General features: G+C 56.3%; 23 protein-coding genes. 9 read left to right on the forward strand and 14 right to left on the reverse strand.

Annotated elements, in window-relative coordinates; translation table 11 throughout:
- Positions 1–124 precede the first annotated feature (124 nt).
- The 9 genes from pcaG to HALTITAN_RS03690 form a co-directional block, all read right to left on the reverse strand.
- Positions 125–769 carry a protocatechuate 3,4-dioxygenase subunit alpha gene (gene pcaG, locus HALTITAN_RS03650; protein ID WP_009286272.1) on the reverse strand — a complete coding sequence of 215 codons (645 nt, stop codon included), beginning with the start codon at positions 767–769 and terminating at the stop codon, positions 125–127.
- 15 nt (positions 770–784) lie between these two features.
- Entirely contained in the window at positions 785–1,507 is a 723-nt protein-coding gene (pcaH, locus tag HALTITAN_RS03655) for a protocatechuate 3,4-dioxygenase subunit beta (protein WP_035556096.1), read from the reverse strand.
- A gap of 134 nt (positions 1,508–1,641) precedes the next feature.
- Positions 1,642–2,580, reverse strand: a complete 939-nt coding sequence (pcaQ, locus tag HALTITAN_RS03660) for a pca operon transcription factor PcaQ (RefSeq protein WP_009286274.1) — start codon at positions 2,578–2,580, stop codon at positions 1,642–1,644.
- 317 nt (positions 2,581–2,897) lie between these two features.
- Positions 2,898–4,067 carry a bifunctional 3-oxoadipate enol-lactonase/4-carboxymuconolactone decarboxylase PcaDC gene (pcaDC, locus tag HALTITAN_RS03665; RefSeq protein ID WP_009286275.1) on the reverse strand — a complete coding sequence of 390 codons (1,170 nt, stop codon included), beginning with the start codon at positions 4,065–4,067 and terminating at the stop codon, positions 2,898–2,900.
- 11 nt (positions 4,068–4,078) lie between these two features.
- On the reverse strand, positions 4,079–5,281 hold the full coding sequence (gene pcaF, locus HALTITAN_RS03670; RefSeq protein WP_039858068.1) for a 3-oxoadipyl-CoA thiolase: 1,203 nt from the start codon (positions 5,279–5,281) through the stop codon (positions 4,079–4,081).
- A 26-nt stretch (positions 5,282–5,307) separates the two neighbouring features.
- Positions 5,308–6,081 (reverse strand): CoA-transferase subunit beta, encoded by a 774-nt coding sequence (locus HALTITAN_RS03675; RefSeq protein WP_009286277.1) that lies wholly within the window; start codon positions 6,079–6,081, stop codon positions 5,308–5,310.
- Entirely contained in the window at positions 6,081–6,914 is an 834-nt protein-coding gene (locus HALTITAN_RS03680; RefSeq protein WP_009286278.1) for a CoA transferase subunit A, read from the reverse strand. Before HALTITAN_RS03680 ends, HALTITAN_RS03675 begins: the two co-directional genes overlap by 1 nt.
- Positions 6,915–7,089: 175 nt before the next feature.
- On the reverse strand, positions 7,090–8,418 hold the full coding sequence (locus HALTITAN_RS03685; protein WP_039857763.1) for a class-II fumarase/aspartase family protein: 1,329 nt from the start codon (positions 8,416–8,418) through the stop codon (positions 7,090–7,092).
- Positions 8,419–8,616: 198 nt separating this feature from the next.
- Positions 8,617–9,282: a TetR/AcrR family transcriptional regulator gene (locus HALTITAN_RS03690; protein WP_039857766.1), complete on the reverse strand. Its 666-nt coding sequence runs from the start codon at positions 9,280–9,282 to the stop codon at positions 8,617–8,619.
- 168 nt (positions 9,283–9,450) lie between these two features.
- On the opposite strand from HALTITAN_RS03690, the gene HALTITAN_RS03695 reads away from it, so the two are divergent.
- The 7 genes from HALTITAN_RS03695 (at position 9,451) to HALTITAN_RS03725 (ending at position 16,946) form a co-directional block, all read left to right on the forward strand.
- Complete coding sequence (locus HALTITAN_RS03695; RefSeq protein ID WP_009286279.1) at positions 9,451–10,497, forward strand: DctP family TRAP transporter solute-binding subunit; 1,047 nt, start codon at positions 9,451–9,453, stop codon at positions 10,495–10,497.
- 87 nt (positions 10,498–10,584) lie between these two features.
- The gene (locus HALTITAN_RS03700) at positions 10,585–11,082 is read left to right on the forward strand and encodes a TRAP transporter small permease (RefSeq protein ID WP_039857768.1); all 498 of its coding nucleotides are present in this window, start codon (positions 10,585–10,587) and stop codon (positions 11,080–11,082) included.
- The gene (locus HALTITAN_RS03705; protein ID WP_009286280.1) at positions 11,079–12,344 is read left to right on the forward strand and encodes a TRAP transporter large permease; all 1,266 of its coding nucleotides are present in this window, start codon (positions 11,079–11,081) and stop codon (positions 12,342–12,344) included. Before HALTITAN_RS03700 ends, HALTITAN_RS03705 begins: the two co-directional genes overlap by 4 nt.
- A gap of 28 nt (positions 12,345–12,372) precedes the next feature.
- Positions 12,373–14,259: a bifunctional sugar phosphate isomerase/epimerase/4-hydroxyphenylpyruvate dioxygenase family protein gene (locus tag HALTITAN_RS03710; RefSeq protein ID WP_009286281.1), complete on the forward strand. Its 1,887-nt coding sequence runs from the start codon at positions 12,373–12,375 to the stop codon at positions 14,257–14,259.
- A complete protein-coding gene (locus tag HALTITAN_RS03715; protein WP_051051817.1) occupies positions 14,256–15,134 on the forward strand; it encodes a shikimate dehydrogenase family protein in 879 nt (292 codons plus the stop codon). Before HALTITAN_RS03710 ends, HALTITAN_RS03715 begins: the two co-directional genes overlap by 4 nt.
- A gap of 74 nt (positions 15,135–15,208) precedes the next feature.
- Positions 15,209–16,159, forward strand: a complete 951-nt coding sequence (locus HALTITAN_RS03720) for an AEC family transporter (protein ID WP_009286282.1) — start codon at positions 15,209–15,211, stop codon at positions 16,157–16,159.
- 43 nt (positions 16,160–16,202) lie between these two features.
- Positions 16,203–16,946: an SDR family NAD(P)-dependent oxidoreductase gene (locus HALTITAN_RS03725; RefSeq protein WP_039857773.1), complete on the forward strand. Its 744-nt coding sequence runs from the start codon at positions 16,203–16,205 to the stop codon at positions 16,944–16,946.
- A 1-nt stretch (position 16,947) separates the two neighbouring features.
- On the opposite strand, the gene HALTITAN_RS03730 is transcribed toward HALTITAN_RS03725, so the two are convergent.
- From HALTITAN_RS03730 to HALTITAN_RS03740, 3 genes are all read right to left on the reverse strand, one after another.
- Positions 16,948–18,453 carry a tripartite tricarboxylate transporter permease gene (locus tag HALTITAN_RS03730; RefSeq protein ID WP_009286283.1) on the reverse strand — a complete coding sequence of 502 codons (1,506 nt, stop codon included), beginning with the start codon at positions 18,451–18,453 and terminating at the stop codon, positions 16,948–16,950.
- A gap of 27 nt (positions 18,454–18,480) precedes the next feature.
- Complete coding sequence (locus HALTITAN_RS03735; protein WP_039857776.1) at positions 18,481–18,987, reverse strand: tripartite tricarboxylate transporter TctB family protein; 507 nt, start codon at positions 18,985–18,987, stop codon at positions 18,481–18,483.
- Positions 18,988–19,063: 76 nt separating this feature from the next.
- Positions 19,064–20,050, reverse strand: coding sequence for a Bug family tripartite tricarboxylate transporter substrate binding protein (locus HALTITAN_RS03740; protein WP_009286284.1), 987 nt, complete (start codon positions 20,048–20,050; stop codon positions 19,064–19,066).
- 230 nt (positions 20,051–20,280) lie between these two features.
- Here HALTITAN_RS03740 and HALTITAN_RS03745 point away from each other — a divergent pair, with 230 nt between their 5' ends.
- Positions 20,281–21,060, forward strand: a complete 780-nt coding sequence (locus HALTITAN_RS03745) for an IclR family transcriptional regulator domain-containing protein (protein ID WP_009286285.1) — start codon at positions 20,281–20,283, stop codon at positions 21,058–21,060.
- On the opposite strand, the gene aroQ is transcribed toward HALTITAN_RS03745, so the two are convergent.
- Together aroQ and hglS are read right to left on the reverse strand one after the other, a co-directional pair.
- A complete protein-coding gene (gene aroQ / locus HALTITAN_RS03750) occupies positions 21,053–21,496 on the reverse strand; it encodes a type II 3-dehydroquinate dehydratase (RefSeq protein WP_039857779.1) in 444 nt (147 codons plus the stop codon). The genes HALTITAN_RS03745 and aroQ overlap by 8 nt on opposite strands.
- A 58-nt stretch (positions 21,497–21,554) precedes the next feature.
- On the reverse strand, positions 21,555–22,916 hold the full coding sequence (hglS, locus tag HALTITAN_RS03755; protein ID WP_039857781.1) for a 2-oxoadipate dioxygenase/decarboxylase HglS: 1,362 nt from the start codon (positions 22,914–22,916) through the stop codon (positions 21,555–21,557).
- A gap of 210 nt (positions 22,917–23,126) precedes the next feature.
- Here hglS and HALTITAN_RS03760 point away from each other — a divergent pair, with 210 nt between their 5' ends.
- Positions 23,127–23,981, forward strand: a complete 855-nt coding sequence (locus tag HALTITAN_RS03760) for a DUF72 domain-containing protein (RefSeq protein ID WP_027958715.1) — start codon at positions 23,127–23,129, stop codon at positions 23,979–23,981.
- Positions 23,982–23,998: the final 17 nt, after the last annotated feature.

Consider the following 23,998-nt stretch of genomic DNA (forward strand, 5'->3'; position numbering starts at 1 on the left):
GACAGGTAAAAGTTGGATTTTTACAAGATCAATGCACGACCAAGGTCGAACCCAAACAAAAAAAGCGCTGCTTACGGATAAGCAACGCTTTTCAGTTTTATTTACAAACTTTGCAGACGAGGGGCTAGAAATCAAAAAACACCGTCTCTCCTTCGCCCTGCAGGCGGATATCCAAGCGATAACGCACCTTACCATCCACCTCTTCCCGCTTGGCAATCAGGGTTTGCCGACGCGCCGGAGACTCGATACGTGATAGCACCGGGCACTGCGCATTCACTTCAGCCTCATCATCAAAATAGAGCCGCGTTTGCAGGTGGATGTTCACTCCACGGGCAAACAGCGTCAGGTTAATATGCGGTGCCATTAACTGCCCGCTAGGGTGCTCCACCGCGCCGGGCTTGATGGTAGTTAACGACCACTCGCTACCATGATCAAAGGTGGTGGCGGTACGCCCAAAGCTGTTGAACGGCTTGCTGAGGTCGTAATCGGCTTGATAGTGGCCGTTGGCATCAGCTTGCCACGCCTCGACAAACGTATCGCGCACCAGATCACCGTTGCCGTCGATGACGGTACCGACCACTTCGATATGCTCACCCTCAGCATTGGGTTTGGCCATCTCGTTCCAGATCTCTTCCTCACGGACGGGGTTGCCTGCCGCTGCGAGTGCAAGACCAATATGCACGTAGGGGCCAGCGGTTTGCGAGGCAGTTTCACGCAGCATCAGCGCGCTGGTCGGCTGGCTGTTGGGCTGAATAGAAGGCTGTTTCATGATGTATCCTCGCCCTTATTGGTTTTCAAAGTAGGTTTGCAGCTCTCCGCGCACCACAATGTCAAAGCGATAGGCTAGGCAATCCATTGGCTTGCTGTGGGCCATATCCAACCGTCCGATCATAGTTTCAACGGCGTCAGGGTCCTTCAGCGTATGCACAATCGGGCAGAGAGGAATCAGCGGGTCGCCCTCAAAATACATCTGGGTAATCAACCGAGTAGAGATTGAAGGGCCGGTGACTGATACGTGGATATGCGCGGGTCGCCAGCTATTCATGTCGTTGGGCCATGGGTAAGGACCAGGCTTGATGGTACGGAAACGGTAAAAGCCTTGGTCATCGGTCAAACAGCGACCTACACCGCCAAAGTTAGGATCCAGCGGTGCCAGATACTTATCGTTTTTGTGGCGGTAGCGACCACCGGCATTGGCCTGCCACATTTCCACCAGCGTGTGCGGTACTGGCTTACTGAACTGGTCGACAACTCGGCCAAACATGATGATCCGTTCACCTTGCGGCAACCCCTGACCTTGGCTGAAATTCATCAGTAGGTCGTTGTCATGCGGCCCCATGCGCAGATGACTAAAATTGGGACCAGTCAACTCAGATACGGTCGGCTGCTGCATGCTCACTAGCGCTTGCTGCGGCGAGCGTGCCACCGAAGTTTTGTAGCCCGGCGCGTAGGCAGGCGGGTGCCAGTTGCGGTCACGGGTCACAAAGCGGTTATGATTATTTTGCATGGCAAAATGCTCTTTATGGCTACAGGGGCAGAGGGGCATTGCCCCTTTACACTTTTACTCGCAAAGTGTGACCTGCGGCTCAGCCCTTGCCAATTGAAGAGTCATCTTCGCCCATAACTCATAGGTTATGGCTTTTACGACCTTAGTTGAATGCGCTCAGCTGCCACCTGGCGTAGGGTTTCGCAAAACGCTTCACGGGGCAGCGACGTTTCCATGCTCGCATTCGTACAAATGCCCACCGAGCCACCATGGGCTTCAAAAGGCAGCGCGACCTTCACCAGCTGACCTTTTTCCAATTCTTCGGCCACCGCTTCCCGGGGGGCTATCCAGAGCGCATCACTCTCCAGAGTGTAGCGATAGCTAACGGGCAGCGAGAGAGTTTCCAGCAGCCGCGGCGGCAGCTTAATGGCATGGCGCACGCAGAAACTGTCCACCTGCTGTCGCAGCGTGGTCTGCGGCGGCGGTAGCGCCCAGGGATAGGCAACCAGTTGATCCGCCGTGACCGGCGTGACGTGGGCAAGCGGGTGCTCTTTTCGCGCGACGATAACCAAAGGCTCATAGTAGAGGTGTTCAAAGTAGAGATCGCCAATCTCTCGCGCCTCGGTCATCCGCCCAACCACCATATCCAGCTCGCCCAGGCGCAGGCGCGACAGTAAATAGGCGCTGGCCCCGGTCACCACCGATACACTGGTATCGCCCTGGCCCGGCGGCGCGGCGGTATGCCAGCGCTGTATCGCCACTGGCAACAGGCGGCTCTCAACAGTGGAAAGCGCCCCGACGCGCAGCCAACGTCCGCCCCGGTGGGCATCGCCAATAGCGCTGACGCCTTCATCCAGCGCCCGTATGGCAGGGCCTGCATGTCGGAGCAGCGTCAACCCCGCTTGGGTAAGCGACACGCCTTGCGACGTGCGTTCGAAAAGCGGCGCTTCAAGAATCTCCTCAAGCTCGCGTATTGCCTTGGAAATGCCCGGTTGAGTAATCGCCAGCGCCTCGGCAGCACGCGCAAAGCTACGCCGCTTGGCCACTTCGAGAAACGCCATCAAGTGACGTAGTTTGATTCGAGCGTTCAGCATGGCGTTCTATATCAGCGAAAAAAGATGCCCTACTTTCGCCGATTAGCGCAAACAATGAAAACGCTAAATTGACGCGAGTACGGTAAGCCGTGTGTCAGCCTGCACGCAGCTGGATATAACCAAGCTGCAAGCAAGGAGTAGCTCTTTTGCGATGGGGCGTTTCATCACTTAACCCTCTTGTTGTCTTTGTTGAGGGGTACAGCACAATCACACTGCTTTTGGCTATGCCGGGGTGTTGGCACTTCGATCAGCAATGGCTCACTCACTTTGCAAATGCATTGTTCTTAAAAAAAACAACCGTTCATGGAGCCACTAATCTACTCACCCCAGCCCAACTCCTTAGCGAGGGCAAAGGCGTGATTGGCGGCCGGAACGCCACCGTAAATCGCTACGTGCATCAGTACCTGGCGCAGTTCAGCTTCTGTCAGCCCAATCCGCTTAGCCGTTTTTAGGTGCAGCGTTAACTCTTCACGGCCAAGCGCGGCGAGAATACCGGTGGTAATCATGCTGCGCTCGCGGCGGGTTAGGTCGTCATTGGTCCAAAGCTCGCCCCAGGCCAGGCGGGTAATCATCTGCTGGAAGGGGGCGTCCAGGCTGTTGGCGTTGGCGGTAGAGCGCGCTACATGCTCGTCTCCCAGTACCTGCTTGCGGGTCTCCAGGCCTGTGGCGTAAGCCACGCCGTGGTTCGCCACGTCGCCCAAATCGGCGGCGAGCACCGTGAGTAACTTTTGTGCGAAGTGCGCCGGGGCTTCTACCGAGGGCACGTGGCCCACGCCGTCAAAAATCTCCAGTGGGACGCCGCCGAGTTCCTCAGACAGCGCTTCCAGCGTCGCGGGCGGGGTGGCCATATCTTCGCTGCCGCCAAATAGCTGCACTTCTACGTGCTTCGACGCCAACTTACCGGCAAACGTATCGCGGCCAAGCATTTCGCACAGCTGAGCGTAGGACTCATCGTCGCCACGGCCCATTTGTACGCACCATCCCGCTTGCAGCGCCGGGCTTGCCTCAAAGGCCTTTGGTGCAAACCAGCGCGGCACGATCTCTTCAGACATCGCCGCCAAGCCTTCCTGCCGCACGCGGCCTGCGCGGGTATTCCATAAGTCCGGGTTGCCGATCACTGCGCCGGTGTTGGTCAGCGTCACAGTAAGCAGGCGGTCAGGGTGCGCCGCAATCAACTGCTGGCCGACCACGCCACCAATTGAGGTACCGGCGAAGTGAAAGCGCTCAGCGCCAGCAATATCTGCCAGCGCCAACGCTTCAGTGGCCAGGTCAGCGGGCGTAATCTGCTCACCGCTGACCGCTTGGCTTGCGCCGTGGCCGGGTAGATCCCAGGTCAGCACTCGGTAGCGGGGCAGCAGCGCGGGGATCACGTCGTCCCATACCGCTTGGCTCATGCCCAGCGGATGCGCCAGCACGATAAGTGGATTCACTTCCAAGCCGAGCAATCGGTAAGCGACGCTGCGGCCATTGATGCTATGAAATGCCATGATGGTCTCCGTTAAACGCGTTCAATCAGCGTGGCGATACCCTGCCCCACACCTACACACATGGTACACAGTGCGTAGCGCTTGCCGCTGTTTTGCAACTCATGGGCGGCGGTCAGCAACAGGCGGGCACCGGACATACCCAGCGGGTGCCCCAGCGCAATCGCGCCGCCGTTCGGGTTGACGCGTGGGTCGTCGTCGGCCAGGCCGAGGTCGCGCATACAGGCTAACGCCTGGGCGGCAAATGCCTCGTTGAACTCAAACACATCGATATCGTCCATGGCGATACCGGTGCGCTTCAGCAGTTTCTGCACTGCCGGAACCGGCCCGTAGCCCATGATGCGCGGCTCGACGCCTGCCGTGGCCATACCAATAATTTTCGCCATCGGTTTAAGACCGTGCTGTTTAACCGCTGCTTCACTGGCCACCAGCATCGCCGCCGCGCCGTCGTTAACGCCCGACGCATTGCCTGCGGTCACGCTGCCGCCGTCACGGAAAGGAGTAGGTAGGCCCGCCAGTTTTTCCAGCGTGGTTTCCCGCAGATGCTCATCCTGATCAAAGATCAGCGGCTCCTGCTTGCGGCGCGGGATCTCAATGGCGGTGATTTCTTGAGCAAAACGCCCCGCTTTTTGAGCGGCAGCAGCTTTCTGCTGGGAGCGCAGGGCAAAGGCGTCCTGGTCTTCCCGGGAGATAGTGAACTGCTCGGCGACGTTCTCTGCGGTCTCCGGCATGGAATCAATGCCGTAGGTTTTCTTCATCAGCGGATTGACCAAGCGCCAGCCAATGGTGGTGTCTTCGAGTTTTTGACTACGGGCGAAAGCGCTATCGGCCTTGCCCATCACGTAGGGCGCGCGAGACATGGACTCCACGCCGCCTGCCAGCGCCAACTCCATTTCACCGGCTTTAATGGCACGAAACGCGGTACCCACCGCATCCATACCCGAGCCGCACAGGCGGTTCATGGTCGTGCCGGGCACCGAGGTAGGAATGCCCGCCAGCAGTGACGACATACGCGCTACGTTGCGGTTATCTTCACCGGCTTGGTTGGCGCAGCCCATAAAGACTTCTTCAATGGCAGCAGGGTCGAGATCCGGCGCTTCTGTCAGTACGGCTTTAAAAATCGTCGCGGCGAAATCATCCGGGCGCACGCTGGCCAGGGTGCCACCAAAGCGTCCAACAGCGGTGCGGCGGGGATGACATAGAAAGACGTCTTGCATCACAACATCGCTCATAAATAGCTCCTTTATGCGTCCGCGTGGGCCCGCTCAGTGCGTGCTTTCAGCTCACGCAAAATCGTCAGCTCATTTTCGCTGGGCTCTGGGGTGCTCTCAAGCTGCTCGGCAAAGCGGACTTCCCAGCCGGTGGCATCAACGACATCTTCACAGCTAACGCCAGGGTGCAGAGAGACGACTACCAGCTCTTTGGTCTCAGGGTCGGGCTTCATCACGCACAGGTCGGTGATTACCCGGGTGGGCCCCTTGCCGATATTGGGTACGTTGTCGCGGCCTTTGCCGTCGCGGCCAAAGCCAAGGGTGGTGACGAAGTCGACATCTTTCACAAAGGCGCGCTTGGAGTGTTTCAGGGTGATAAACACTTCACCGGCGTTGGTGGCAATTTCCGGCGCACCGCCGCCGCCCGGCAGGCGAACCTTGGGCGCCTTGTAATCGCCGATCAGCGTGGTATTCAGGTTAGCAAAGCGGTCGATTTGCGCGGTACCTAAAAAGCCCACGTCGACCTTGCCGCCCTGCAGCCAGTAGCGGAACATCTCTGGCACCGCCACGGTGGTGAGCGCCGATTCGCACAGCTCACCATCGCCAATAGATAACGGCAGAATATCGGGCTTGGTCTGCAGTGTGCCAGACTCATAAATCAGCACTACATCGGGGGCATGCGTCAGCCGTGCCAGGTTGGCGGCTTCCGAGGGCAGCCCGATACCCACAAAGCAGGTCATACCATTTTCCAGCGCCCGCGCGGCGGTCACCGACATCATTTCAGAAGAGGTATATTCGAGACTCATTAGCTGTTCTCCCCGGCATGATTTTGGGCAGCATTAAAAACGTTGTCGTCGAGCCACTGGGTAAAGGTGTCGCGATCGCGGGCGATGGCATCCCACTCTTTATAGAAGCGGTTGCTACGGCCGTAATAGCCGTGGGTGTACGAGGGCAGCGCGCCTTTCTCGGCTACCGCAATGGCGCTGATAGCCCAGCTAGGAATCACACAGGCGTTGGGGTGGGCGTTGAGGTCATCGACGATCTCCTCCACCGTGACGATACTGTGTTTGGCCGCCAGTACCGCCTCTTTCTGCACACCAACGATCCCTTCCACCAGCACATTGCCCTGACGATCCGCACGCTGAGCGTGAATGATCGAGACATCCGGGCGCACCGACGGCACGGCCGCTAGGCGCTCCCCGGTAAACGGGCACTCGATGAATTTGATTTGATCGTTGACGCTGGGCAGCTCGCTGCCGATGTAGCCGCGAAAAACTGCCAACGGTAAACCTGCCGCACCGGCTTCAAATGCACAGGCCATGGCCGCATGACTATGCTCCAGAATCTCGATCTTGCGCGGCCAGCCTTTCTCGACCGCATCGCGCAAGCGGTGAAGCGATCCCACACCGGGGTTGCCACCCCAGGAGAAGATCACCTTTTTAGCGCAGCCCGCGCCAATCATCTGATCGTAGATGATATCGGGGGTCATGCGGATCAGCGTCAGGTCGCGCTTTTTCTGACGGATCACTTCGTGACCGGCGGCAAACGGAATCAGGTGGGTAAAACCTTCCATGGCCACGGTGGCGCCGTCTTGGACGTAGCGCGCTACCGCGTCATGCAAGCTGAGAAACTCGGCCATGATGGGTGCCTCTTAGCGATTAGCAGAAATGTTCGTTAAGCGAACATAGATCCTCCATACGAACAATCTACTGCTGAACGCTAATAGGGTCAAACCCATTGGTGCTTACCTAATTACCCTGCTGAATCCACCCACCACGCCAAACCTAAACGTAACACTTTGTTTTTAAATACGCTTATTGCGCTGCTAACCATTTTTTGGCACGAGTGACCTGGGCGGCGCTGCTACCAAGGTATAAAGCGGGGTCGCAGGCGTTACTCAGCGCATCGGGGTCTACGGTCCCTTTTACATCAGAATGTTCGGCAAGCACCTCTGAATAGGGGCGTGCTTCCCGGCGTGAGGTTTCTGCCGCTTCAGCGCTAACCGCTTTAGCTTTCTCCACGCCTAGCGTAGGCGCCAGCAAACGTGCGACTGGCTCAGCCATGATGCCGCCGCCGGTGGCTGCCAGGTTGCGCCACATGTTGTCGGGGTAGACTTCGAGTCCTTCCAGCAACACGGCCACTTGCTCTAATGCACCCTCTACAAGCAGAGCGCTCTCCATCAGCGGCGCCCACTCCGCATGCCACTCGCCTAGCCCGCGCTCCAGCGGCTGGGCGGCGGCGTTGATCAATACGCTGGTGTGACCATGCACTTGCCGCGCCGCGCCGCGAATCAGCGCACTGCGTACCGGGTTACGCTTATGGGGCATGGATGACGACTCCCCCATTCCCGGCGCAGAGGGCTCTGCCACTTCACCGACTTCGGTTTGGGTGAGCAGAGATACATCCAGGGCGATTTTTTCAGCGGCGCCGGCGACAGCGTCTAATGCCGTGCCAAGGGCATGAATCGGGTAGCGGTCGGTATGCCAGGGCAGCACCGGCACCGCCAAGCCTAAACGCTCGGCTAGCGCGTCCATCCACTCAAGCCCGAGATTATCCCAACCCGAGTGCACCCCCACCGCGCCACCAAACTGCACGGGAAGCTCAACAGCGCTTAAACGGCGGCGCGCTTGCTCCAGGCCGATTGCCCAGTGAGCCACCTTCACCCCAAAGGTGATCGGCAGCGCCTGCTGCATTAGGGTGCGCCCCACCATAGGCGTGTCGATGTGAGTGTCCATTAGTTTTAACGCCGCTGATCGACAGCGCAGCAGTAACTCGTCTAGCGCCGCCAAGCGTGGCTTAAGCAGCAGCATCAGCGCGGAGTCGACTACGTCCTGACTCGTCGCCCCCTGGTGCCAGTAGCGCTTGAGGTCATTGGCAAGGAGCGCACGGCTCTGCTTGACGAAAGGAATCGCAACATTGCCACCGCTGGCGATGCCATCGGCGATCTCAGAAACAGACAAGTGGGCGTGCTCAAGCTGCTCACGCATTTGCTGGCTAATCCCGTCAGGCACGGCTCCGCTGGCTTCTTGCACTTCCGCTAAGGCCAACTCAAAGGCCAACATGGCACGCACCATGGCGTCATCGTCGCACTCGGCAACGGCTCGCTGGCTCATGAAAGGGTGTTTTAAAAATGCAGAGGGCATGGCGGTAGGCTTCCTATTAACGCTGTCCTGAGCCTAAAAATAGCTCAAAAAGCATGGCTCAAGACAAAATTGTACATATGTTCGCTATTCGAACTGTACGTTAACTAGGTAGGCGTGAACTCACAAGCGTCGCCCTGCTTCGGAAGGCAAGCTTGCGGATCAACATGTGCTGACTCTTGACTACAATTGAGGCGTTGCTTATTCAGGACGCACGTAACGCAGCACCATCTCGGTAACATGCTCCTCTAATTTTTGCTGGTTCTCAGGCGCGGCTTGGTGCCAATCAAAAATCCGCGAAAAAGTATGCTGGTTTGAGACATTGAAAAAAGACAGCGCGCTAATCAGCCAGTGCAGTTCCCGAGGATCCAAGCCTTCACGAAAACAACCCTCTTCTACACCGCGGATATAAACGTTGGTGAGTACATCAATCACCCCGGCATTGAGTGATTGAATCAACTCTGACTGCGCTAAAAAGCGGCCATGATGAATATTTTCGATCATTACCAGGCGAATAAAGTCAGGGTTTTTGGCGTGGTGGCAGAAGGTAAAACGCACCAGTCGGCTAAGCGCCTCGAACGGGGCCAGGTGGTCAAGATCCAGCTCGGCCTCCTGCAGGCGCACTTTCTGGTAGGCGGCTTCCAAGGTGTGTAGGTAGAGCGTCTCTTTATCATTAAAGTAGTAGTAAATCATGCGCTTAGAGGCGCGTGTTTTCTCGGCAATCTCATCGATCCGGGCCCCAGAGAGGCCTTTTTCTGAGAATTCGCGGGTAGCCACCGCAAGAATATCGGCGCGCACGGATTCGGGATCATTTTTACGCCGTCGCCGCGCGGCAGGGGGGTTGGCCTTGGTCGAAGGGGCTGTCATAGAGCGTGCCTTTTATTGTCGTGGTCGTCTTTTGTCTAGTATGCCATAGCTTGACTGAACGTACCATTTCGTACATTGTTGCTCAGGAAAGGATGGAAGAGCCAAGCACGCCAAGACCGAAGGCTTCTCCAGACCCCATGACAACGGCCCAATAAGAGGACAACAACAATGTCTCTACACCCACTGTTTGCACTAAAACAAACGTCCATGAAGCGCACGCTAGCAGCCGCCATCGCCGCTGCCACGCTAGTGACTGCCGCAAACGCCTCTGCCCAGACGCTACGCTTCGCCCACGTTGACCCAGATGACTGGACTACTTCGAAAAAAGGCGCAGCTGGTCAGGTGTTTAAAAACCTGGTGGAAGCCGAAACTGATCTCACCGTGGAGCTCTACCCCGCTGGCTCACTAGGCGGTGAAACCGAGCTGATTGAAGGCGCCCAGGATGGCACCATCAGCATTGCGATGGTCTCCGGCGCCTACGCTAATTTCTGCCCGGCGGTCGCCGTAACGGATATCCCTTACACCTTCCCGTCAGCGCCAGTGGCGTGGCAAGTAATGGACGGCGAGTTTGGTACAGCACTAGCCGAACACTGCTTGCAACAGACTGGCCTACGCACACTGGCTTACGGCGAAACGGGCTTCCGCCACTTCACCAACTCCGTGCGCCCGATCAACTCGCCTGAGGATATGCAGGGCCTGAAGTTCCGCGTGCAGACTATTCCGCTCTACTTGGAAATGGTCAGTGCTTTAGGTGGAGAGCCTCAGGGCATCGCCTGGGGAGAGGTGCCAACGGCCCTTGCCACCGGCGTAGTCGATGGCCAGGAGAACCCCATCTCAGTGATCTACGGCAATAACTTCTATGAGTTTCAGGATTATTTGACCCTGGATCGTCACGTTTACGGCGTGGATCACCTGCTGATCAACGATGAGATATTTCAGTCGCTTAGCGAAGAGGAGCAAGCCGCGGTGAAGCGCGCCGCTGTGGTCGCCGGCACTACCGGCCGTGCCATTCAGCAGTTCAATTCGGCAGAGGGGATCACCAAACTGGAAGCGGAGGGTATGGAGATCACCCAGCCCACTGCTGAGCAGATGGAGGCCTTCCGCGAAGCCGCCCAGCCACCGGTTCAGGCGTACCTGACAGAAGAACTTGGCGATGACGCAGAGTGGATCGAGCGCCTTTCTTCCGCTGTGGAAGAGGCTTCCGCGCGCTTCTAATCCCCGCCGAACCAAAGCGCTTGCGAGTGGGCCTTCGGAGGTTCACTCGCAACCCTGCGTGCCTGACTATCGATCGAAGGTGCTCTTATGTCTCCTCTTCTCGCCCGGTTACACCGCGGTCTGATCCTGTTCAATGGCAGCTTGGCAGGGCTTGCCATGGTGCTGATTTTTCTGCTGGTCGCAGGCAATGCCTTTGCGCGATACACCTTTGGCGGCTCCATTACCTGGGGAGAAGATACCGCCATCTACCTGATGATTTACGGGCTGATGTTTGGCATGTCCTGGGCGTACCTACAGGACAAGCACATCGGCTTTGACCTTATTCGTCGCTTGCTGCCGCCGCGCTGGGTGCGCTGGCAAGCCGTGGCTGTCGACCTGATAGTGCTAGTAGTGGGCATTGGCTTGATGGTGTCAGCCGTTGAGTTTATCGCCTCCCGCGGAGGCCGCACCTCGTCGAGCACAGGAATGCCAATGTGGCTGTTTCAAGCCTCCATGCTCATCGGTGGCGCGCTGCTCTGTCTCTCTGCACTGGTAATGGGCGCGCTGCGTCTGTGTGATCAGCGTGGAGAGGAGGCTTCATCATGATTTTTATACTACTTTTAGCCCTCGTACTGCTCGGGGTGCCGTTTGCCTTTGCCATCCTCGGCTCATTGACGGTGTTAATGAGTACCGGCGATTTGCCCTACCACATCCGTATCGTCTCGCAGCAGTTTTTCGGCGGTATGGAGTCCTTCCCACTGCTGGCGATCCCGCTGTTTATTCTGGCCGGCGAGCTGATGAACGAAGCGGGTATCACCCATCGAATTATTAACCTGGCCACCGCCATTGTCGGCCGCCTAAAGGCGGGGCTGGCACACGTCAATATCTGGGCCTCGGTGATTTTTGCAGGTCTTTCCGGTTCGGCGATTGCCGACACCTCCGCGTTAGGGCGGGTGTTCATACCGTCAATGGAAAAAGAGGGCTACCCCCGGGATTTTGCCGCTGCGCTCACAGCTGCCTCTTCGGTCATTGGCCCGATTATTCCACCCAGTATTCCGGTGATTATCTATGCACTGACGGTGTCGGGTGTGTCGGTACCGGGACTGTTTTTGGCTGGTATCGTGCCGGGCTTTTTGCTGGCATTGGGGCTCTCCATCTACGTCTACTTTTTTGCTGGTGACCTTGGCGCCACCCAGTCAAAACAGCAGTCGCGCCGCCACGCCCTTCTCCACGGCCTGCTGCCCGCGCTGATGCCGGTGTTTGTGGTCGGTGCCATTCTTGCCGGTATCGTCACGCCCACCGAGGCGGCGGCCTTTGCCGTGGTCTACGCGCTGATTCTGGGCGTGGTGCTCTACCGCAATATCAAACTGGTGAATCTGCCTGGCATCTTCGCCCGGGCGATGCGCGACAGCGCCGTGATCATGGTCATCATGGGGGCCGTTGCCGCAGCCAACTGGGTATTAACCTTCGAGCGCGTGCCCAACATGCTCACCGAGTGGGCGCTGATGAGCATCGACACCCAGTGGACTTTCCTGATTGCCGTCATTCTCCTGCTACTGGTGGTGGGGCTGTTTTTGGAGGGCATCGCGGCCATTTTGGTACTGGTACCCATCCTTCACCCCATCGCCATGGCGCTGGGTATCGACCCGCTGCACTTCGGCATCGTGGTGATCTTCAACCTGATGATGGGGCTGATCACACCGCCCATGGGGCTCTGCCTGTTTGTCGCAGACTCCGTCTCCGGCGTGGGAATGGGGCCAATTATCCGCCGCATTCTGCCGATGCTGGGCGTGCAGTTTTTGATTCTGCTGCTGATTACTTTCGTCCCCGCACTGGTCACCTTCCTGCCGCGACTGGCGGGTTACTGATGCTATTCAATGTAAGGAGCGTGATGCCATGTACTCATCCATTGCCACGGTTTGCTTAAGCGGATCACTGGAAGAGAAGGTAGACGCCATTGCTCAAGCCGGCTTTGAGGGGTTGGAGCTGTTTGAAAATGACCTAACGGCGTTCACCGGTACACCGCGGGAGGCAGGTGAGTTGATACGCTCCCGCGGCCTTAAGCTGGTGACGCTCCAGCCGTTTCGCGATTTTGAGGGTCTCCAGGGCCGCGCACGGGAGCGGGCCTTTGACCGCGCCGAGCACAAGTTTGATCTGATGGAGGAGCTCGGCACGGATCTGCTTATGGCATGCAGCACCGTTCATCCCGACTCACTACCGGGGCTAAGCCGCGCCGCCGATGACTACTATGAGCTCGGCGAGCGTGCCGTGCGGCGTAACCTGCGAGTGGCCTATGAGGCGCTGGCCTGGGGCCGCCATATTCATGACTACCGCGACAGCTGGGAAGTGGTGCGCCGCGCAGCCCACCCCAATGTCGGCCTGGTACTGGATACCTTCCATATTTTCTCCCGCCAGACGGAGCTGGGCACCATCGGTCGCATTCCGGGGGATCGCATCTTTCTGGTTCAGACCGCCGATGCGCCGCGTCTCTCCATGGATCACCTATCGTGGAGCCGCCACTACCGCTGCTTCCCCGGCCAGGGCGAGCTGCAGATGGATAAGTTCATGGCCATGTTGGATGAGACCCGTTACGACGGCCCGCTCTCCCACGAGATCTTTAACGATGTGTTCCGCATGGGACACAGCGACCAGACGGCCCGGGACGGCCTGCGTTCCTATCACTTGCTACGCAGCATGCAGGGCGACAGCGGGATTCCCGCGCCGCAGCCAATCGAGTCGGTCGCCTTTCTGGAGATCGCCGTTGAGCCTGCGGATTTAGCACCGCTGCGCGAGCTGCTCAGTGCGTTGGGTATGGCCTGCGTGGGGCGCCACCATACGCTTAACGCCGAGCGCTGGGCGGCAGGTGACGTCAATCTGGTGCTCAATGCCGAATCGAGCTTTACCGGCCGCACGCCAGGACGTGATGCCACCGCAGTAACGGCAATTGGCCTGCGGGTAGGCAACGCCTATGAGGCGTTTAAGCGGGCGGACAAGCTTGGCTACGATATTGTCGAGCCCGAAGAGGTGGGTGCCAGCCACCGCATGAGTGCACTGCGCAATGTGGATGGCAGCCTTTCCTACATTATTGATGACTCGCAGCTAAGCCGCACCTGGGATCGCGAGTTCCCTGTCGATGTGCAACCGGTTCCCCAGGGCGCACTGGTGGATATCGACCATATCAGCGTGGCGCTCTCCTACCACGACTACCTCTCGCTGATGCTGCAGTACCGCGCTATTTTCCAGCTGGCGCCAACACCCTCCTTCGATGTCACCGATCCCCGCGGGCTGATCCAGAGCCAAGTGCTGCAGAACTACAACGGCCGCTTTCGCCTGGCGCTTAACGCCAGCGCCTCGCCGGATACCGCCAGCAACCGCTTTGTGCGCCAATACGGCGGCTCGGGGATTCATCATGTCGCCCTGCGCACCAACGCCATGCGCGACACCAGCGCTGCGCTGCAGCAGGCGGGCACGCCGGTACTGCCGATTCCCGGGAATTACTACCGCGACCTGGCCGCGCGCTTCGACCTACCGGCGCAAACCCTGCAATGGATGCAAGTGCACCACATCCTCTTTGATCAGGACAGCGACGGTGACTTCCATCAGCTGTATACCCAACCCGGCCGCCAGGCGTTCTTCTTTGAGCTGGTGCAGCGTGAAGGGTACCAAGGGCTGGGTGCGCCGAATGCTTTTGTGCGCGTCACCGCGCAGCAGCGCTTGGAAGCGAAAATTGATGGTATTGCCCAAGAAACGCCAAACCACGACTCGGGAGAGAGCCAAACATGATCAAACTTGGACTGGTAGGCGAAGGCATTGCTAAATCGCAATCTCCCGATTTGCACGAGCGCCTGGGTGCGTCGTTGGGCGAGCCGGTACGTTACGATTTAGTCGATAGCCGGGGAGCGACGGATTTTGATTTTTCCAGCGCGATACGAAGGCTGCGTGACGAGGGGTACCGGGGCACCAATGTTACGTTCCCCTTCAAGGAAAAAGCCGCACAGCTCGCCGATATCCGCGGTGAAGGCGTACGGCGGGTAGGCACCGCCAACACTCTACTGTTTGACGCTGAGGGGCTGCGCGCTGAAAACACCGATTACACCGGTTTTATCAGCGCCTACCGCCACTCATTCGGTAGCCAGCCCGCTGGTGAGGTTCTACTGATCGGCGCCGGTGGCGTGGGCCGTGCGGTGGCGTGTGCGCTGGGGGAGCTTTCTGTTAGTTGCATACACATTCTTGAACATGACAGCACCCGGGCTGAGAACCTCAGTCGTGATCTTAACGCCATGGGGATTAAAGCGGCGTGCATCACGCCAGAGCAGGCGCAGCGAGAACTTCCTCATTGGCAGGGCGTGGTTAACTGCTCACCTATTGGCCATATCAATCACCCCGGCTGCCCCATCGATACCGCCGGGCTGGGTGCCCAGCATTGGGTCTTCGATGCGGTTTACATCCCCGCCCATACCGAGCTGTTAAGCGCCGCCCAGCAGGCGGGCGCCAAAACACTGTCGGGTGTTGACCTGTTTGTGTTCCAGGGCGTGGATGCGTTTCGCTTTTTCACCGCAGACCGTATCGCTCCTGAACAGATCGATCCGCAGGTGATACCGCTACGTACGCACTACATAGAGCAACTTGTTACGCCTTCTACTCACTCCATGCCATGAAGCGCCAGAGAAATAGCGTACAATTATTCGTTATTCGAACTTAAATATTTGCCTTCATGCGCTAAGGGGCCGCTATGCTCGCTATACTTGGGATTACGACGCCCATATTCCTACTCATTGGCTTAGGGTATATAGCGAGATGGAGTGGCATTATCCAGCGCGAACAGATGCAGGGAGTGGGCGTCTTTGTGCTCTACTGCGCGCTGCCCGCGCTGGTGATCCGCGCGCTCACCCAGCAGCCTCTGGAAGAGGTTTTCAAGCTCAACTATCTGGTGGCGTACGGCCTGGGCTCTATCGCCGTTTTCGGTGCGGGGTTACTGCTCTGCTTAAAACTACAGCGCCAACCACTGAACGCCAGCGCCATGCAGGCACTCGGCATGTCGGCCGCCAATAGCGGCTTTGTGGGTTATCCTGTGGCCGCCATGGTCATCGGCTCGCCTGCGGCGGTGCTGTTAGCGCTCAATATGCTCGTTGAAAACCTGCTGGTTCTTCCCGCAGCCCTGATTCTGGCCGAAATGGGTAACCACCAAGGTGCTAGCGTATGGAAAACAGTTAAGCAGACAGCCCTTAGTCTCATCAAAAACCCCGTATTATTAGGCTTACTGATCGGCATTTGCCTGGCCGTTTCCGGCATCAATATTCCCGCGCCGCTGTTTAAAGCCATCGATATGCTGGCCGAAGCGGCAGGCCCTGCGGCGCTGTTTGTGATCGGCGGCGCGCTGTTTGGCTTGCAGGTTAAAGGTATGGCGAGCGACGTAGCTCAAATTGTCATCGGCAAACTGCTTATTCACCCCCTGCTCATCTTCATCGCCTTCTCTTTTGTTCCTGGCATTGATCCGCTTTATATGGCCGGTGCCTTGCTGTTTGCTGCCGCGCCGATGATCAGTATTTACCCCCTGTTTGGCCAGCGCTATGGTTTAGGTGGCGTTAGCGCTGCGGCAATGCTGGTAGCGACGATCGCTTCCTTTTTCACCCTTAGCCTCATCATCGGATTAATGTCACTGTTAGGATTACTAACGTTTTAAATCCTGATACACCAACGGCTTACCTTACATAAGGACAATAAAAATGGGCCAACCCTCTGATCAAAACAACTATTCTCAACCGCTCTACGCCTTGGTTACCGGCGGCGCAAGAAACATCGGCCAAGCCATCTCACTGCGTCTTCAGCAGGACGGCTATCGCGTTATCGTAGTGGATATCGTTGAACCAGAAGCGGCCTCTTTGCAAGCAGACGCCTATCAGGTCGACCTTGCAGACGCCGACGCTACACGCCAGATGATGGTAGACATCGCCAAGCGCTATACGGTGACCCGCCTAATCAACAACGTGGGTATTGTTGCCCCTGCGCTGCTTGAAGAAGCAACGCTTGAAGACTTCGATAAATTAATGCAGCTGAACGTGCGCTCAGCGCTGATCTGCACCCAAGCCATGCTACCTGCCATGAAGGCACAGGGAGCGGGGCGTATCGTCATGAATGCCAGCCGTGTGGTACTCGGCAAGGAAGCACGAACAATCTACAGCGCCACCAAAGGCGCGCTGCAATCCATGGCCCGCACCTGGGCACTGGAACTGGCAGAGCACGGCATTACCGTTAACTGCGTCGCCCCTGGGCCTATCGCCACCAGCGCCTTCTGGCAGAACAACCCGCCCGACTCTGAGCGCGCCCGACGTATCATCGATAACATTCCGCTAGGCCGAATGGGCCAGCCCGAGGATGTCGCCCAGGCGGTAAGTTTCTTCTGCGACGAGCGTAGCAGCTTCATTACCGGCCAGACGCTGTTTGTCTGCGGCGGAGTGACGGTCGGTTAAATCAGTTTTGGCGTGACTCGTCAGTGCTATCCCGCGCGCCACGTCGGGATGCGGCAAAGCGATAAACCGCCAGGCCGATGGATCCCACCGTCAGCGCAATGAAGGCCCAGGTAATCGGTCCACGCACGAAGATCGACAGGTCATTGGAGCCGATAAGCAGAGAACGACGCAGGTTGTCTTCGAACATCGGCCCCAGAATGAAGCCAATCAGAAACGGCGCCGCCGGTATGGCGGCACGATTGAAGATATATCCCAATACCCCAAAAGCCAGCATCAGCCACACGTCAAACGTGGCGTTATTGACCGCATAGGCGCCGTAAACACAGAACATCAAGACGATAGGAAAGAGAATTGATTTGGGGATATCAGCAATTAACGAGAAGTACTTAATGGCAACGTTACCCACCACCAACAGGATGACCGAGCTGCACATAATCCCCAGGAACAGTGCATAGATCAGCGACAGATTTTCCTGGAACATAAGCGGGCCAGGCGTTAACCCATGCACCATAAAAGCCCCCAGGATGATGGCGGTGATGACATCCCCTGGAATACCGAGCGATAACAGCGGAATTAGCGTCGCCCCGGCAACGCCATTGTTACCGGCCTCAGCCGCTGCCACCCCTTCTACCTCGCCCTTGCCGAAATTTGCTCTGTTAGGAGAGCGCCGTCGGGCATCGCTGTAGGAGATGAACGCTGCCGCCGTCGCCCCGGTGCCGGGGATGGCGCCAATAATCACGCCAATTAAGCTGCCGCGCACAATACTTTTCATACAACGCTTGAGCTCAGAGAAGGCCAAACCGGCACCACTTGCCTTCGCTTTAATATGCGGGATCGCTTTCTTACGATAAAACTCGATAATCTCTGGAATAGCAAAGAGGCCAATCAATAGAGGGATAAAAGAGATGCTGTCCATCAAGTTGTAGTTATCGAAGGTAAGCCGCTGTGAACCGAAGACCTCATCCAGCCCTACCATGGATAACAAAATACCTAGCAGCGCTGCCATCAAACCCTTGATCATAGAGCCGCTGGCTAGCGAGATGATAATGGTAAGAGAAAAACAGATCAGCCAGAAAAATTCGGGAGCCCCGAAGTTCAGTGCAATTTTGGCCAAGTAGGCGGCAAAAAAGATCAACGCTATGTTGGAGATAAAATCGGCAATGACCGATGAGTAAAGCGCAGCCTTTAGCGCTTTTTTTGCATGCCCCTGCTGAGCCATCGGATAGCCGTCTAGCAAGGTACAGGCCGAAGCGGGCGAACCCGGCGTTCTGATTAGAATGGCAGTAATCGAGCCACCGTACATCCCACCCTTATAGATGCCTACCAACAGCAGGATAGCGGCAACTGGCTGCATGGAGAAGGTAAAAGGGAGTGCCAAGGCCACCGCCATGGTGGCGGTTAAACCAGGGATGGATCCCACCACCACGCCGATCACCACACCTACGGCGATGGCCAGAAAGTTATCCAGGCTAAAGAATATGCCAACCACTTCCGAAAAGTTTTCCATAGGACACCCAGAAAAATAAGTAGCGAATCAGAAACCGAGCGGCATTATCGGTAGTGGCACGTTCATTACTTCTACAAATAAGAGCGTCACAATAATAGGAAACAGAAATGCCAGGCTATATACCCACCAGGTGCGAACCGGGTGTGCTACGAAAAGAACGAGTGTTGCCAAAATACCGCAGAACACGGCGCCCATCGCCTCAAACAAGGCAACATATATCACCAGTGACAACACCATTAGCACGAAACGCCGCGTAGAGCCTTTCTCAATCGCCCGCTCATCCTCCTCGGCTCTCTGTTCCACAATGAAGGCCTGAAGAATAAGCAGAACCGAAAACAGCAGGATCAGCCAGCCGATAATCGTCGGCAGCCATCGCGGCGACATCATTGGGTTTTGTAGGATCGGCGGTTCGTTTATATAGTTGGGTACCAGATAAAAGACCAGCACTATGGCAAACCCCAGCAATACGATGCCGCTGATGAGGTCGCTGGTATCTTTTATTTTTACTCTGCGCTTGGAACCCGAGGGTGTCATCGCGGCCTTCTCCTGGGGAACAAGAGAGGCGAGGGTAGCGGCCCTCGCCTCTCTGTTATAACGGAAGAGTAGCTAGTTACTGGCTAATACCGGCCTGCTGTGCAACGCCCTGCCAACGTTCGACTTCATCAGCAATGAACTGCTTGAACTCTTCGCCAGACACCTGACCCGGTTCAGCGCCCAGCTGATCAGCAAAGTCCAAAAACTCTTCACGTTCCATCACCTTAGCAAGGGCATCCCGCATAACGCTTTGCGCTTCTTCAGGGAAAGAACTGTGTGCCACTAAGCCAAACCATGCCGTTGTGACGAACTGGTCGAGGTTATACTCGCCCACTTCCGATAGCGTGGGTACATCAGGCAAATACTCTGACCGCTCAGCGGAGGTAACCGCCAGAGCGCGCAAGTCACCCGAGCGAATATGCGACAGGACGGTCGGCATGTTCTCAAAGGAGACATCGACATCGCCGCCCAATAGCGCAGGAAGCGCCGCACCACTGCCAGCAAAAGGCACTGCCGTCATATTGGTCTCCGTCAACGTCTTGAAGAGCTCACCGGACATATGGATGGAACTGCCCACGCCACTGTGGCTGAAGGTCATGTTCTCTTCCTTTGCGGCTTCAACGAACTCGACGACACTTTCATAAGGACTATCGGCAGGCACCACCATGACATTGGGGATATCGATCATGTTCTGCAGGAAGACAAAATCTTCGACGGGGTCGTAGCTAAGATCGGGATAAATAGCTGCGCCGATCGTGTGGCCGGGTGATGCCATCAGAATCGTGTGATCAGCATCACGCCCACCGCGGGCGAGACGACCGGTGCCCACTGTAGAACCCGCGCCAGGGCGGTTTTCCACAACCACGTTAGCATCCAGCTCTTGCTGAAGAAGATCCGCGACGCGGCGGGATAGCACATCCGTAGTGCCACCTGGGGCGTAAGGGACGACAAGACGAATATCGTCGGTGGGCCACTCATTGGCACTGGCGGAGGAAACCGCAAGGCCCAACGCCAGAGCGCTACCGAAGGCAGCCAGACATGTTGCGCTAAGGAGTTTATTCATTGTTATCTTCCTGTGCGTTGCTAAGCGATTGCTTATACTTAACTATTGTTCGTAAGACGTACACGTATTCGTAATATCTAGCTTGAGATTACGTTGTTGCTAACCCTTTAAAAAACACAACTTTAGTAGTAAGAGGCGAGATAGTTGGCTGGAAGAGTGAGGCACGTTCGCACTGCGAACTTTTTTACGCTAATCTTTTATCTCAGATTTTAGGACAATGGATAGTAAAAATGCAGGAAGAAATGCTGAGTGAAGACAATCGCGACTTTGTAACGGCGCTTGCTAGTGGCCTGGAAGTTATCCAGGCATTCGATCATGAGCACCCGCGTATGACACTAAGCGAAGTCGCCGCGCGCACGGGAATGAATAGAGCAAAGGCTAGGCGCTTCTTGCTCACTCTGCATGCACTGGGGTACGTGCGAAAACAGCAACGTTACTTTGAATTGGCACCCCGCGTGCTTCAGCTCGGCTATGCCTTTTTATCGGCTAATAATTACCGAGATGTTATTCAGCAACATCTCGAAGACATTACCGCTGAAACCGGTGAGTCCTCCTCGCTTGGTGTGCTCGATGGCAATGATGTTATCTACGTAGCGCGCTCGGCAGCAAAGCATCGCTTGATGGCGATTACGCTTTCAGTGGGCACTCGACTGCCAGCAGCTCATACCTCCATGGGGCGCATGTTGCTCGCTCAACTCAGCGATACCGACCTTGATCACTTTCTTTCGTCGGTTGCTCTAGAGTCTTACACCGATAAAACGGTGACAGATGTGAGTGAGCTACGAAACCAGATAATAAAAGCGCGGCAGCAGGGCTATGCAATTTCTGATCAAGAGCTTGACTCCGGCTTGCGCTCCATTGCCGTTCCTGTCTATGACGCCAAGCAGCATTTAATGGGCGCAATCAATATCAGCACTAACGCTGCCCGGGTCGATCTTGATACGTTGATTAATGTGTACTTACCTGTTTTACAAAATAAAGTGGCTCAAGTAAGGGCGCATATTAATTAGCCTCTACCATCACTGCCTCTAGCGCAGCTCGATAGCCTTGAACCCCGAGGCCAGCAATGACGCCATCGGCGCGCAGCGAGACGTAGGAGTGATGGCGAAAGGCTTCGCGCTTGTGAACATTGGATAAATGCACCTCAATTACTTTGCCATCAAAAGCATTGAGCGCATCAAGAATGGCCACTGAGGTATGCGTGTAGGCAGCGGGATTGATAATAATCGCTTGGGTGCCATCCAGGCGTGCGGCGTGAATGGCGTCAATCAGTTCGCCTTCATGGTTGCTCTGCAGGCATGTGATGTCCCAGTCGGCCATCACTGCTTTCTCCCGCAAGATGTTATTCACGTCGTCTAACGTCTCGTACCCATATATTTCTGGCTGACGGCTACCCAGCAAATTTAAGTTGGGGCCATGTAATACCAATACCTTTCCTTGACTCATAACTCTCTTCAACCTTCAGCGTTAGTGGGTAAATTGACGTAGCTACCTGTTTTATCACTTAAACCGCCAACTGCGCCAGCGCCTGTTCAAGCGATGCTTCCTGGCGCTGGGCATACAGCTCGATTTCATCGATGACGGCTCTCCCCAGGGCCTGCTCAAACGCCTGCTGGCTTGCGCTACTGGCGTAATGGTCATGACTGCTTCCCCCCAGGTTGGATTGAAAAATACCGGCCGCACTCACGGGTAAGAAGTCTTCATAAATCATGGGGGTAACTCTCAGAGCGCCTTGCTCGATCAAGATATCCACCTGCTCAACTGAGATCGGCCCTTGCACAGATACACCTTGAACCGCCTGGTAGTGGAAAAACGCTAATCCTTCACGACGCAGCGTTTCATACGTATCGGGAAACTCTTTAAACACGTCAGATAAATGCGCTTGATGGGCGTCATTATTGGCTGCTGTGGGCGAGTTCTCTTTGGTAGCTGCTAGCAGGCGGTCGTATAGCTCGCGTCCTTTGCGCGTTAATGCGATACCGCGCTGTTCGATTTCACCAAAGCGGGCGGTGTGTTTACCTTCAGCAGCGTCCGCGAAAGCAATCGTCTCCTCCAGTGCTTTGAAGCTGGTTTGACGTAGAAGGATTGGGCAATCCCGGCGTGGTGGGCCTTCAATAGTCGCTTTAGGGTCGATGCCAACGCTGGGCATGCGCCGCTGCACTTCATCAATGTCTAACGTGCGCGGCGTTAGGTGGTTAATGTGCGGGCCGCGGAAGCAGACCACATCGGCAATTAAGCGGTGTTCGGCATGCAAACGCTCATAGGTGGCCAAGTCGACCGTGGCGTTGTCGTGCCAGCGGAACGTTTCCAACGCTTCCTGAACAAACTGCTTGGCATCATCGGCGCTTAGGCCACCCTGCTGCTCAAAACGCTTGATAAGCGCTTTCACTTTGGCAGTGAAGATATCGCGGGCACTTAAAATTTCACTCGCCTGTTCTCTTAGCTCGAACTTTTCAATTAGTTCAAGGCGCAACAGCGAGGTAAAGACACGAAAGGGGTTACGCTTGAGCGCACTATCCGCGACCGGCCGAAACGCGGTGGAATGTACCGGCACGCCTGCGGTCGATAAGTCGTAATACCCCACTGGCTCCATCCCCATGACCGCAAACATTCGCCGCAGCATAGCAAGCTCGCCTGGACTCCCCACTCGAATAGCGCCGTGGCGTTCAACGTTGATACGCGCCAGCTCATCGCTATTTTGCAATGCGTTATTTAGCCCTGGGTTAGCGGCTAGCACCTCCTGGTTGACTGCCTCAACCAGTGACAGCAAGGTGCCGTATTGCGGCACCTCCTGCTGATACATTGCCGACATCGCTTGGGAAAACTGGTCGCGGATTTCATCACTGCTAACGTAAGCTGAACACATGGCGCTATCCTGTTTGTAAACGGCTACTGCCAATAAAGGGCTATACCTACATAGTAGCGCTATCGGCGCCTTAACAATTTCACTTTTTCCGCGCCTTGCTATACATATAAGCCATACAAAGGTTATATAAAAGCCGCCATTCACGCTTAACGGGCAAGGCTCTTAACCTGTTACATTAGCGCTTGATCTTGTCGATGTAGGCTGGCACCCATGACGCTTCCTCTTTATCTAGGCTTGCCTATGTGGGCCAATCAAGACTGGCTGGGCAACCTTTATCCACGCCACGCCAAAACTGAGCTGCTAAGCGATTACGCGGCGGTGTTTTCCAGCGTTGAGGGCAACACTACCTTTTATAGCGGTACCCCAAAGCCGGACACCATTGCTGCCTGGGCGCGCCAGGCACCATCCCACTTTCGCTTTTGTTTTAAATTACCGGCCAGCGTAACCCACGATCAACGGCTAACGCGGTTAGAGGAGGCCTGGGCATTTTTAGCGGCGCTAGAACCTCTGCACGACCGCCTTGGCCCCACCATGGTGCAACTACCACGAGATTTCGGCCCCCAAGAGCTTCCCCAGCTTGAAGCGCTACTTGCCGCTTGGCCTACCCATTTGCCTTGCGCGGTCGAGGTTCGGCATCCTGAGTTTTTCCACAAAGGGGCCGCCGAAATTGCCCTTAACCGCCTGTTGATAACTTATTCGGCCAACCGCGTGATGCTCGACGTGCGCCCGCTCTTCTCAACCCCGGCAAATGACCATTTGGGCTTGGCCCACGCCCAGCAAGAAAAGCCGAAACTCCCGCTACACGTGCTTTCCACGGCAAATTTTCCTGTCATTCGCTTTATTGGCCATATTGACAAAACGATTAATAGTGACTACTTCACCGCCTGGAAAGCCCGCCTAAAGCTGTGGATAAGTCAGGGGAAAACCCCTTTCTTATTTGTGCATACTGCGGATAACCGCGAGTCTCCCCACATGGCCCGTTTACTCTATAACGCACTAGGAGAAGTGACGCCATTACCCGCTCTTGGCCCCTTTGCGGGTGAAAAGCAAAGCCAACTGTTTTAACCCACCTTTTTAGGCCA

This window comes from Vreelandella titanicae BH1, assembly GCF_000336575.1.
GTDB classification, from domain to species: Bacteria; Pseudomonadota; Gammaproteobacteria; order Pseudomonadales; family Halomonadaceae; genus Vreelandella; species Vreelandella titanicae.